The sequence below is a fragment of the Streptomyces sp. SID5643 genome (assembly GCF_009872555.1).
Lineage (GTDB): Bacteria > Actinomycetota > Actinomycetes > Streptomycetales > Streptomycetaceae > Streptomyces > Streptomyces iakyrus.
In genome coordinates, this window is sequence record NZ_WWIC01000264.1 from 38615 (window position 1) to 49804 (window position 11190).

11 protein-coding genes and 2 pseudogenes are annotated in these 11190 nt (G+C 72.8%); 2 read left to right on the forward strand and 11 right to left on the reverse strand.

Annotation, left to right across the window (positions count from 1 at the left end; all coding sequences use genetic code 11):
- Nucleotides 1–116: 116 nt before the first annotated feature.
- From GTY56_RS29900 to GTY56_RS29930, 7 genes and pseudogenes are all read right to left on the reverse strand, one after another.
- Nucleotides 117–1844 (reverse strand): PP2C family protein-serine/threonine phosphatase, encoded by a 1728-nt coding sequence (locus tag GTY56_RS29900; RefSeq protein WP_161368428.1) that lies wholly within the window; start codon nt 1842–1844, stop codon nt 117–119.
- Nucleotides 1841–2458: pseudogene (locus GTY56_RS29905) on the reverse strand (SpoIIE family protein phosphatase); the annotation flags it as partial. The gene GTY56_RS29900 and the pseudogene GTY56_RS29905, both read right to left, overlap by 4 nt.
- Nucleotides 2459–2974: 516 nt before the next feature.
- Nucleotides 2975–3448, reverse strand: a pseudogene (locus tag GTY56_RS29910) (anti-sigma regulatory factor); the annotation flags it as partial.
- On the reverse strand, nt 3448–3888 hold the full coding sequence (locus GTY56_RS29915) for an anti-sigma regulatory factor (protein WP_161368438.1): 441 nt from the start codon (nt 3886–3888) through the stop codon (nt 3448–3450). The gene GTY56_RS29915 and the pseudogene GTY56_RS29910, both read right to left, overlap by 1 nt.
- Complete coding sequence (locus tag GTY56_RS29920) at nt 3888–4307, reverse strand: STAS domain-containing protein (protein ID WP_161368429.1); 420 nt, start codon at nt 4305–4307, stop codon at nt 3888–3890. The genes GTY56_RS29915 and GTY56_RS29920 overlap by 1 nt, the downstream gene beginning before the upstream one ends.
- Nucleotides 4304–5191 (reverse strand): STAS domain-containing protein, encoded by an 888-nt coding sequence (locus GTY56_RS29925; protein WP_161368430.1) that lies wholly within the window; start codon nt 5189–5191, stop codon nt 4304–4306. The genes GTY56_RS29920 and GTY56_RS29925 overlap by 4 nt, the downstream gene beginning before the upstream one ends.
- 266 nt (nt 5192–5457) lie before the next feature.
- The gene (locus GTY56_RS29930; RefSeq protein WP_161368439.1) at nt 5458–5859 is read right to left on the reverse strand and encodes an anti-sigma factor antagonist; all 402 of its coding nucleotides are present in this window, start codon (nt 5857–5859) and stop codon (nt 5458–5460) included.
- Nucleotides 5860–6207: 348 nt separating this feature from the next.
- Here GTY56_RS29930 and GTY56_RS29935 point away from each other — a divergent pair, with 348 nt between their 5' ends.
- Nucleotides 6208–6579: a PRC-barrel domain containing protein gene (locus GTY56_RS29935; RefSeq protein WP_161368431.1), complete on the forward strand. Its 372-nt coding sequence runs from the start codon at nt 6208–6210 to the stop codon at nt 6577–6579.
- Between the two features lie 46 nt (nt 6580–6625).
- Here GTY56_RS29935 and GTY56_RS29940 read toward each other — a convergent pair whose 3' ends face one another.
- Both GTY56_RS29940 and GTY56_RS29945 read right to left on the reverse strand, forming a co-directional pair.
- A complete protein-coding gene (locus GTY56_RS29940; protein ID WP_097214726.1) occupies nt 6626–7060 on the reverse strand; it encodes an ATP-binding protein in 435 nt (144 codons plus the stop codon).
- A 117-nt stretch (nt 7061–7177) separates the two neighbouring features.
- Entirely contained in the window at nt 7178–9076 is a 1899-nt protein-coding gene (locus GTY56_RS29945) for an AMP-dependent synthetase/ligase (RefSeq protein WP_161368432.1), read from the reverse strand.
- A gap of 151 nt (nt 9077–9227) precedes the next feature.
- Here GTY56_RS29945 and GTY56_RS29950 point away from each other — a divergent pair, with 151 nt between their 5' ends.
- Nucleotides 9228–9461: a DUF6480 family protein gene (locus GTY56_RS29950; RefSeq protein ID WP_107460137.1), complete on the forward strand. Its 234-nt coding sequence runs from the start codon at nt 9228–9230 to the stop codon at nt 9459–9461.
- Between the two features lie 28 nt (nt 9462–9489).
- Here GTY56_RS29950 and GTY56_RS29955 read toward each other — a convergent pair whose 3' ends face one another.
- Both GTY56_RS29955 and GTY56_RS29960 read right to left on the reverse strand, forming a co-directional pair.
- Nucleotides 9490–10578, reverse strand: a complete 1089-nt coding sequence (locus GTY56_RS29955; RefSeq protein ID WP_161368433.1) for a glutamate--cysteine ligase — start codon at nt 10576–10578, stop codon at nt 9490–9492.
- 110 nt (nt 10579–10688) lie between these two features.
- The coding region (locus tag GTY56_RS29960; RefSeq protein WP_202510908.1) for an alpha amylase C-terminal domain-containing protein at nt 10689–11190 on the reverse strand (502 nt) is incomplete at its 5' end.

Consider the following 11190-nt stretch of genomic DNA (forward strand, 5'->3'; position numbering starts at 1 on the left):
CCAGTCGGACGCGGCAGGCAGACGAACGCGTCGATCACCACCATGCCCGCACCGTGGCCGAAAAGCACCAGGCAGGAGTGAAGAACGCGTGCACACCCGGCCGGCCGGACCCGCCGTCAGGAGCCGGCGCCACCTTGCACATGACACAGCAACAGGCACACGTCGTCGTCCCGCTCGGAATCGCTCAGCAGCGGATGCAGGAGCCGGTCCGCCGAGCCCTCCAGGTCCGCTTCCAGCTCCGCTGAACGGAACCCGCCGAGCGCCGAGGCCAGCCGCTCGATCCCCGGGTCTATGCCCTGCGCACGCCGCTCCACCAACCCGTCCGTGTACAGCGCGAGCGTCGAGCCGGGCTCCAGCTGCTCCGTGTGGTCGGCGATCTCCTGGGTGAGCGGGATGCCGAGCATCGCGCCGGGCTTGGCGTCGAGGGTACGCACGGTGCCGTCGGGCAGGCGCAGCACCGGTGGCGGGTGTCCCGCGGCGGCCCAGGTCAGCGTGGGCTCGTCCGGGTGGAACCGGGCGATGACGGCGGTGGCGTACAGGTCCGGCTGGAGATGGTGCAGGAACCGGTGCAGCCGGGTCAGCAGCCGGCCCGGGCTGTCGCCGTCGACGGCGTACGCCCGCAGCGCGGTGCGCAGCTGGCTCATCATGACCGCCGCGTGCAGACCGTGTCCGGTCACATCGCCGATGACGGTGATGAGACCGCCGTCCCGCTGGGGGAACGCGTCGTACCAGTCGCCGCCGATGTTCAGCCCGTGGGTGGCCGGAAGGTACCGCGCGGCCAGGCTGAGGCCCGGCGTGGCGGGCAGGTCGGTCAGCAGGGCGCGTTGCAGCGTCTCGGCGATGTCGCGGTTGTGCTCGAAGCGCCGGGCGTTGTCGATGGCGATGCTGGCCCGCCGGGTGAGCTCGATCAGCATCACCGCGTCGTCCGGGTCCCAGCGCCCGCCGGGCGGCGACAGCGTCAGCACTCCCAGAGGCGCCCGTCGCGTGGGCAGCGGCACACACAGCAGCGGCCGCCCGGGATCCAGCGCCGACGGCGGCTGGTCCTCGACGCCGGGCAGGTTGCCCGGGTGGTCGGCGGCGTACTGGGGCCGCCCGGTGCGGGCCGCGACGACGGCGGCGGCCGGATGGGGCGCCGACCGGTGCTTGTCCTCCTCGTGGTCGAAGAGCCAGACGTCGACGCTGCTCGCGTACTCCGGCACCAGCAGGTCCGGGAGCCGGCGCACGATCTCCTCGTGGTTCAGCGACGCCGTCAGCACGGCACTGGCGTCCGCGAGGAACGTCAGCCGGCGCCGGGCGCTCTCCGCCTCGTTGCGGGCGCTGCGCTCGGCGGCGAAGGCCTCGCGCTGGGCCCGCCCGGCCGCGTCCAGTTCGGCGTGCAGGGCCAGGACGCCCTGGTTGGTCTGGTGCAGCTCCTCGCGGTGGAAGAGGACCAGGTCCTCCTGCTCCGTGAGCTTGTCCAGGACGACGGCCGTGTCCTCGTCGGCGCCGAGCAGCGCCTCGGACAGTGCTGCGGGGTCGGCGGCGACGGTGCCGTGCTCGGCGGCCTCGGCCGTCTCGGGGCAGGGGACCGTGACCTCCCAGAGCGGCTCCCCGGCGGCGCAGGCCTCCGGCGACGGGGTCACCACGACGTGCAGCAGCCCCTCCTCGGCGGGGGAACCGGCCAGGTCCATGGTCAACCGCCAGGTGCCGCCCTTGGTGAGGCACTGACGCAGGTGGGCGCTGAGGGCGGAGGCCAGCCGGGTCCGTTCGACGGTGGGCACACCGTACGCGGCGGCCAGGCGCGCGAGCGAGATGCGTGCGCGGGCCGCGTCGGTGACGGTGGTGATCTGCCAAGTGCGCATCATGGGTGTTCCGGCGGTGTCGAGGTCAGCACGGCCACGGCGGTGTCGTCCCGCACCGGACGGGCGGGACTGCTGGCGTCACGTATCGTCACAGCGGCCGTCACGGCCGGGTCGACCGGCGCCGGCCCGGGACCGGGCAGCGGCGTCCAGCGGCTGGGCAGGCCGTCGGTGTGCAGGATCAGCAGGGGGTCGTCCGTCCAGGCGGCCTCCTCCTCGCGGAGGGTCGCGGGCCGGTGAACGCCGACGATGCCGGGCCGCGACAGCAGGGCGCGCCAGGCACCACCGGTGCGCAGCCGTGCCCCCACGTTGCCGATGCCGGCGAACCGCAGCCGCCCGGCCCACAGGTCGAGCTGGGCCACCGCGACGGCCGCGCCCCGGGTGTCCCGCAGCGCGTCGTGCAGCCGCCGCAGCGACTCGGCGGGGGAGAGGTGGGCCCAGCGGTGCAGCGCCGTGACCGCGGCGGACGACGCCCGCGCGGCCTCCGGCCCGTGCCCCAGCCCGTCCGCCAGCATCAGCGTCACCCGGTCCCCGGCCCGGACCCAGCCCCAGGCATCCCCGGAGTACTCGGCTCCGCCGTACGGGATGTTCACCCCGCCGGCCCGCACCCCTGCCACCGGCAAGGAACGGTTCTGCGAGGCGGCCCCCGGGACGCTGCGGACCGGTGCTCGGTCGTCCGGCTCGTACCTGCGCGGGCCCCTGCCCGGGCGCCCGCCGTCTGCCGGCTCCTGGGCCGGCGCGGCCTGGTCACCGGTCCGGCGGCCGGACATCCCGGGGCCCGACGGGTCGTGCGCCGCTGCTGCCGGGGGGCGAGCCTGTTCGCCGGGCGCGACCATGCCCGCCGTGGCGTGTGCCGCTGCCCAGGGGGACGTCGCGTCGGCGTGCGGAGCGCCGGCGACGGCGAGGCCGTGGGCCGGTGCCGCGTGCGGCCCGGGCCGACCGCCGGACATGCGGTGAGTGCCGGGGACGTCGTCGTGTCCCGGTGCTCCGTGGGGCCCCGGCTCGGCAGCGGGTGCACGGCCGGCCACTGCCCGGCCCTGTCCCGGAACGTCCTGCGCGGCGCCGGGCACCGCCGCGTGGCCGGTCAGACCGCCACAGGCCACCGCGCCGAACGGCGACTCGCCACCCTGCCACCGTCCGCCGGCCGACACCGTGCCCGAGGGCGGCACCGACGCCTCACCGGCGCCGGGCGCCGCACTCACCCGGGCCACCGCGACCGTGCCGCGGCCGGGAACACTGTGCAGGGCGAAGTCGTCGGAGAGGCGCAGGCACGTGCCGAGGCCCGCGCCGAGCGAGCGGGTCGTGGAGAAGCCGTCGCGCAGCGCCGCGGGGACGTCCTCGATGCCCGGGCCGTGGTCGATCGCGGCGATCTGCACCACCCTGGACCCGTCCCGGTCCCCCCGCAGCACGGGTGGGGCGACGATGTCGATGAGCACCTGACCGCCGTCGGCGTGCTTCAGCAGATTCGTGGCGAGCTCGGTCGCGACCAGCGCGGCCGCCGCGGTCCGCCGCTCGTCCAGCCCGGCCAGCGCGGCCGCGCCCTCCGCCGCGACCCGCGCGTCGCGCACCCTGGTCGCGTCGCGCACCGGCACGTCCCACACCCGCGGCATCAGACCTCCTCGCGCGGACGCGGCGGCCGGCCCACCCAGCAGGTCACCCGCACCGTGGTGCCCGACCCCGGCGTGGTGTCGATGTCGAAGTCGTGCACCAGGCGCCGCGCGCCGCTCAGCCCCATCCCCAGACCGCCGCCGGAGGTGTAACCGTCGCTCAGCGCCAGGTCCAGGTCGGCGATGCCCGGCCCCTCGTCGGTGAAGGCCAGCCGCAGCCCCTGCGCACCCGCAGTGCCGACCTGCGTCGCCTGCATCTGTCCGCCGCCGCCGTGCACCAGGGTGTTGCGGGCCAGCTCGCTGGCCGCGGTGATGAGCTTGGTCTGGTCCACCAGCCCGAAGCCGAGGCGGGCGGCGGCCTGCCGCACGTGCTGTCGCACCCACACCAGGTCCATGTCCGACCGGATGGGCAAGCAGGCCTCCACGCCCGCGGCGGTGTGCATCACGGACTCTCCTGACGTGGGCCGCCGGGACGGCGCACCGGAGCCTGCCGCGCGAGGAGCTCCATGCCCGCCTCGGTGCTGAGCGCGGTGCTCAGTCCCGGCAGCGTCAGACCCAGCTCGACCAGGGTGATGGCGACGGCCGGGCGCATACCGGCCACCACGGTGCGCGCGGCCAGCAGCTTGGCCTGCGCGGCGATCTCGGCCAGCACCCGGCCGAGGAAGGAGTCGACGATCTCCACACCGGAGATGTCGATGAGGACCCCGCGCACCCCGGTACGGGAGATGGTCTCGGCGAGGTCCTGCTGGAGCTGCTGCGCCGTGCTGTCGTGCAGGTCCCCCTGGAGCGTGACGAGCAGGACGTCGCCGAGCCGGAGGACCGGCACGTGGCCGCTCACGGGACGGGGGCGGGCGTCGTTCACCGCTGACCCGTGCCCGGGTTCACGATGTCCGCGCCGAGCTCGTGCAGCGCGTATCCCAGTGCGTCGGCCAGGTTCGCACGCGTGATGACGTCCAGGTCCAGCCCCAGATGCACGATGGTCTGCGCGATGGCGGGGCGGATGCCCGAGACGATGCACTCGGCGCCCATGAGCCGCGTCGCGGCGACCGTCTTCATCAGGTGCTGCGCCACCAGCGAGTCGACGGTCGGCACCCCGGTGATGTCGAGGATCGCGAACCGCGCGTGCTGCTCCACGACCGCGTTCAGCAGCGTCTCCATGACGATCTGGCTGCGGGCGCTGTCGAGCGTCCCGATGAGCGGCACGGCCACGATGCCGTCCCACAGCCGGATCACGGGCGTGGCCACCTCCATCAGCTGCATCCGCTGCCGGTCGCTGAGCGCCTGCCACTCACTCAGCGCCGTCTGCATGGCGACCAGCCGCAGGGTGCCCATCAGCACCGTCAGCGAGGTCGAACAGGCCAGCAGGTGTTCGGCCGGCGCCTGCTCGAGGTCGGCTGCCAGCAGGTTCTCCACGGGCGGCCGCAGGGCGGCCAGCTCGCTGGAGACCTGGGTGTTGGACAGCCCGGCCCGGGAGCGCGCCGCACCCATCCGGGCCAGCTGCTCGCGCACGCCGCTGAATCCCGCGGCGTCCGGGTCCTCCACCTGCTCCGAGTCGGCCACCTGGGCCAGTGCGTCCACGACGGCCTTGCCCGCTTCCACCGCCTCGTCGCGCGAGACGGTGAACACGGTGCGGAACAAAGGCTCGTCCGCCCACCGCTGGGCGATCTGCTCACGTCGGCGGTGCAGGAAGTCCCTCACCTCGTGGCTGGGCGTGGCGAGCTGTCCGTCCGCTTCGTGCTCCGGCACCTGGTTCTCTCCTCATCCGCGTTGCGTCGACCGAGCCCGCTTCTGGCAACGAGACGGCGATGTGACACTTGCCGGGCGACAACTCTAACCATGCGCCGACCTCGCACGACACCTGCTCCGGCGCAAGCGATCCGGTTCAGGGGAACGGCGGTTGGAGCCGCCGTCAGCGGGGGTGCGAAGAGTGAGCCGTCGTCCGGGCAGGGCGGAGCGAGGGCACCGGGCCACCGGCCTTCGCCGGCGCCCTGCCCTTCGGTGAACCCGGACCGTCAGACGTGCGGCCCCTCCGGCTCCCCGGGCTGCTGCGGCCCTTCGTCGACACGGGTCAGAGCATCGTCGACACTCTCCGATATCGGCACGGTGATGCTGACGCCGGTCAGGTCGAGGATGCGCCGCACGGCCGGTGCCGGATTGATGACGTGCACGCCGCCCTCGGTCTTACGGGTCTCCTGGTACACCCGCAGGATGATGTTCATCCCGGACGAGTCCATGAAGGGAACGGACGACAGGTCGAGCAGGAAGTGCCGTCGGCCGTGGTGGAGTTGGTTGGCCAGATGGGCCTGGAACTCGGTCGCGGTGTCGACGTCCAGGTAGCCGTCGACCGTGATCAGGGCCACGTCCTCCCGGGGCAGTTCGACTTCCACGGACAGCGGGTTCTGGGCGAGGGGCACGGATACCTCCAACATGTACTACGGCCTGGGCTGGTCACCTCTGGGGATGACCGCGGTGCGAGGGGTTCCCGGTCGTTCTCCGGACTCGGATTCCGTTGCTCACGCGCCTCCCTTCACCGGCGGCGGACTCGGATGTCACCGCGCACCCGCGATTACCCCGGAAACCGTCCTCCATGCCCCCTCGGCGGAACATCGTCGGGGCCGGCCGGCGGAGGTCGCGTGCGGTAGCAGGCATGTGCGCCGAATGCGCTTGCGACAGAAGGGTAATTGCTGCTGTGGGACGGGGCGGGCGCGAGGCGCCCGCCGCAGAGGATGCGATCCGCACATCGCCAGGGAGGATGGGGCAGCGTGGCCATCGACAGAATCTGGTCGTACACGCCGGACAGCGGTCACACGGAGGGGCAGGACCTGACGGGTTTCGCCGTCGCCGCGACCGACGGCACGATCGGGCACGTGGACCGGGAGGCCGCCCCGCACGACATGCGGCACCTGGTCGTCGACACCGGCGTCTGGGTGTTCGGCCGCAGTGTCCTGGTACCAGCGGGGGTCGTCACCGGCATCGACATGGCGGAGAGGAAGGTCACCCTGGCGTGCAGCAGGGGAGACACCAAGGCGGCGCCACGCTTCCAGACCGACAGCGAGACCAGGGACCGCGAGTACCTGCGGGCCGTGGGTGACTACTACGACCGGCTGCCGCCACGCGAGACGGCCACGGTCTGAGCCGTCGGAGCCGGTCACGGGCGCGGCGCGCCCGTGACGCTCCGGCTCACCAGGGCAGGAACACGTGCACGTCCTTGCCCCGGTCGTCGGCCACCACGCTGACCTGGTCGCACAGCGTGTGGATCAGATGCCAGCCGATGCCCCCGCCGCCACTGCGCGGATCGAAGGGGCGGGGGGCGGGCTCCGTGGTGCTGGTGTCGTGCAGGACCACATGCACCCCGTCGAACGTCCGGCGCATGCGCAGCGCGAACGGACCCGGGGCGTACTGGACGGCGTTGGCGGCCAGTTCCGTCACCACCAGCAGGATGTCGTCCCAGTACTCGGGGGCAGAGGGCGGGGAGGAGCGTGCCAGATCACGCAGGAACTCCTCCGCTGCCAGCCGCGCGCCTGTCACGTCATGCGGCTCGCCCACGAAGCTGTTCGTGCGGCTCGGGATCTCCTCGGAGGTCAGGGCGTCGTCCCCACGCGGCTCGGTTGACATATCGCCTTTCCGGCCCGGGCGTCAGCTAGGGCTGTCGTCAGGGCTGTCGTCCTTTCTCTTGCGTCGCCACTGTTGCGTGTTCCCGAGCGGACGAGGCCTACGCGTCCGCTCGCCCGCTCACCGGAACACGTTGTCGGATTCGTCCCAGTTCGACGGTTCGTCCGGGGTGCTCGGCCGCCCGGGACGCCTCCGTGACTGGTACATGGCGTCGATCTCGGAAGCGTAGTGCCGCACGATCTCGTCCCGGCGCAGCTTCATCGACGGCGTGAGCAGCCCGTTGGTCACGTCGAACGCCTCCGGCAGAACGCGGAACACCCGGATCGACTCCGACGGCGACACGACGCTGTTGGCCGCGGCCACGGCCCGGGCGACCTCCTCCCGCAGCGCGTTCTCCTCCCGGGCCTCCCGCATCTCCCCCTGGAGCGCCAGCCCGGCCCGCCAGTGCGCGAGGAACTCCGGATCCAGCGTGATCAGGGCGCCGACACAGGGCCTGTTGTCGCCGACCACCACCGCCTGGTGGATGAGCGGGTGCATCCGCAGCCGCTGCTCCAGTGCCAGCGGGGCGACGCTCTTGCCGCTGCTGGTGATGATGATGTCCTTCTTGCGGCCGGTGATCGTCAGGTAGCCCTCCGTGTCCAGCTGCCCGAGGTCACCGGTGGCGAGCCACCCGCCCCGCAGCGCGGCCCGGGTGGCGGCCTGGTCGCCCACGTAGCCCTGGAACACCGAGGGGCCCCGCACCAGGATCTCCCCGTCCTCGGCCACCTGGATCTCCATGCCCGGCAGGGCCTGCCCGACCGTCCCGGACTTCTCCCGGCCGAGCGGCTGCATCGTCACCCCGCCCGCGGTCTCCGTCAGGCCGTACCCGTCGTGCACGTAGACGCCCATGCCCTCGTAGAAGAGGGACAGCTCACGGCTGAGGGGGGAGCCGCCCGACGTCGCCCGCCGCACCCGTCCGCCCAGCGCGGCCCGCAGTCTGCGGTACACCGTGCGCTCGTACAGCGCGTGCTGGAGCCGCAGGTCGAAGCCGGGCCCGCGGCCGCGGCCCAGCCGCTGGCGCTCCAGGGCCGCGGCGAAGTCCCGGGCGGTCTCGGCGGCCCGCTCGAAGAGGGCGCCGTGGCCGCCCTGCTGGGCGGTGCGCAGGAAGTTCTTGTAGATCTTCTCCAGAATCGAAGGAACCGCGTAGAGGTACGTGGGCCTGAACGACCGCAGCGCCGCGGACAGCGCCTCCCCGCTCAGGTCGGCCTGGTGTCCCATCAGCAGTCCGCCGCGCACGCACAGACCCTGGATCATCAGCCCGTACACATGGGAGAAGGGCAGGAACGCGAGCACGGAGCCCTGCTCCCCGCGCGGCGCCGCCGTGTGCCCCCAGCCCGCCAGCAGCGTGTCACAGGGGCCGGCGAGGTTGCGGTGGCTGAGCGCGCAGCCCATGGCCCGGCCGGAGGTGCCGGAGGTGTAGGCGATGACGGCCGTGGAGTCCGGCAGCACGATGCGGCGCATCGAGTCGACCGTGGCGAGCGGGATCAGCTCGCCGCGCACCGTCAGGTCCGCCAGGGCGCCCGCGTCCAGCTGCCAGACGTGACGCAGCAGCGGCAGCGACGCGCACACCGAGCCCACGGTCATCACACCCTGCTCGTCCTCGACGACCACGGCCACGCAGTCGGCGTCCCGGAGGATCCACTCCACCTGGTCGCGTGACGCCGTCGGGTAGATCGGGACGACCTCGGCGCCCACGGACCACAGCGCGTAACACAGGATCGTCCACTCGAACCGGGTGCGCGCCATGATCGCCACACGATGGCCCGGCGCGATCCCCGAGGCGATCAGGCCCTTGGCGGCGTCCACCACCTCGTCGCGCAGCTCGATCGCCGTCACCTCCTCCCAGGCCGTGGAGGCGGGGTCCGCCCGGCGGGCGAGCATCGGCCGGGCCGGTTCGCGGTCCGCCGTCTCGAAGACGCTGTCGGCGAGCCCGCCGGTCAGGGGCGCCACGGCCGGGGGAGCGAGGGCGAGGTCGCGCATGCACTGCTCCTGACGTGTACGGGGTGTGACATTGCCGACGGGTACCGTCATCGGCGGTGCTCGAATGTAGTCGAGTCGAGACGCTTCGGGGTCGGAAAATACGGAACTGGACCCGCTGATGATCTCGGCGTGATCGGGGGACCCGGTCTGCATGACTCACATCAGCCCCGATCCCGAACCCGAACGCACCCCAGGTCTGGAACCCGGCGGCGGTGTACCGCCGGGCGAGACCCCGCCCGCGGAGAGCAGCATGCCGGAGACGCTGCCCCGCGAGACGCACAACCCCACCAAGGGCTGGGCCAAGGCCCCGCTCACCGTGATCATCGTTGTCACCGTGCTGATCGCGGCGTTCTTCCTGGCCTACGCCCTCGTCCTGATCCTCTGAGCCCACCGTCCGGGCACGGCGGGACCCCTCACGCCTGCGTACGGCGGACGCACTCCGTGACGACGTCCCGCAGACTGCCCGTGCGCTCCATCAGTGCGCGCTGCACCTGAGCCCCGTTGCCCTCCCGCAGCAGCTCGTCACAGGCGGCCTCGGCCCGCGCCAGGTCGCCCGTACCGTCGAGGGCCTCCTCCACGTGGGCCAGCAGGGCGCGGACGACGGCTTCGGCGGGCATCCGCCGCATGGTCGCGGGGTGCAGCAGCTCGCCGGCGAGTCCGGACCGGGCCGCCTGCCAGTCGGCCAGCCGCAGCAGACTGACACTGTGGTCGAGCGGCTCACCGCCGGCTCGCCACTCGCGCGCGGCCGTCTCGACCAGCCCCCGGACCAGCGTGGCGATCAGTACGGCCGTGCCGGAGTGCAGACAGACGTCCGAGACGCGGAGTTCCACGGTCGGGTACCGCTGCGACAGCCGCGCGTCGAAGTAGATCATCCCGTCGTCGAGGAGCGCCCCGGTGGCCACCATGTCGGCGATCAGACGGTGGTACCGCTCGGCCGAGCCGAAGATCTCGGTCGGGCCGGCCGAGGGCCAGCGCAGCCACACCCGGCTGCGGTAGCTGTTGTAGCCCGTGTCCTTGCCCTGCCAGAACGGCGAGTTCGCGCTGATCGCCCGCAGCACCGGGAGCCAGGGCCGCAGCCGGTCCACGACCGCGACGCCCTCCTCGTCGGACTCGACCGACACGTGCACGTGGCAGCCCATGACGAGCTGCTCCCGGGTGGCGATGCCGTACTGGTCCGCCATCCACTGGTAGCGCCGGCCGAAGCCGACGGCGGGGCTGACCGGCAGCGGTGAGGTGGCGAGTGCCGCCACGGTGCAGCCGATCTCCTCCGCGTGCCGCGCCGCCTCCGTACGGCAGCGGACGATCTCCGCGCGCAGGCTCTCCATCGACGACTGCGGATGCGTGGCGAACTCCAGCATCTGCTCGTGGAGTTCCTCCTCGAACACATCCTGGTCCGCGCCGTTCTTCTCCGCCCGGGCGAGCACCGCTGCGGACAGCGCCCGCGGTTCCCCCGTCTCCGGATCGACCAGGAGGAGTTCCTCCTCCACTCCCACGGTGCGCACCTGATGCCCGCCCTTCTGAGCCCTGCCCCGTCGTACCACCGGGTGCTCCCGGCGGTACGACCTCCAGTGCCCCTCTCAGCGGGGAGGACACCTGGTGGGACGGCGGGACTTCACACGGCGGACGGCGTCAGCCACACCGTGGCCAGCGGAGGCAGCGTGATCCGGACGTGGCCGTCCTCCGGTTTGACCGGATCCGGGTTGGCGACGCCACTGCCGCCGTAGCGCGTGTCGTCGGTGTTGAGGCGCTCCTCCCAGGCGACGACGTCACCCGGCACCCACAGGCCGTAGTCCTGCCGGACGACGGGGGAGAAGTTCGACACCGCCAGCAGCGGCCCGCCCCCGGCGTCGTAGCGCAGGAACGCGAAGACGTTGTCGTCGGCCGAGTCCACCGCCACCCACCGGAAGCCCTCCGGGCGGGTGTCGCACTGCCACAGCGCCGGAGTCGCCCGGTACGCCGCGTTCAGGTCGCGCACCAGATCGCGCACGCCCCTGTGGTCGCCCGCCGAGTGGTAGTCGTCGTCGAGCAGCCACCACTCCGGGCCGTGCTCCACCGACCACTCGGCACCCTGCGCGAACTCCTGCCCCATGAACAGCAGTTGCTTGCCCGGGTGG

Coding starts and splice junctions, on each gene's coding strand:
- GTY56_RS29945 (WP_161368432.1), bottom strand. CDS start 9,076: ATGCGCGACCTCGCCCTCGCTCCCCCGGCCGTGGCGCCCCTGACCGGC.
- GTY56_RS29940 (WP_097214726.1), bottom strand. CDS start 7,060: ATGTCAACCGAGCCGCGTGGGGACGACGCCCTGACCTCCGAGGAGATC.
- GTY56_RS29900 (WP_161368428.1), bottom strand. CDS start 1,844: ATGATGCGCACTTGGCAGATCACCACCGTCACCGACGCGGCCCGCGCA.
- GTY56_RS29950 (WP_107460137.1), top strand. CDS start 9,228: ATGACTCACATCAGCCCCGATCCCGAACCCGAACGCACCCCAGGTCTG.
- GTY56_RS29915 (WP_161368438.1), bottom strand. CDS start 3,888: ATGCACACCGCCGCGGGCGTGGAGGCCTGCTTGCCCATCCGGTCGGAC.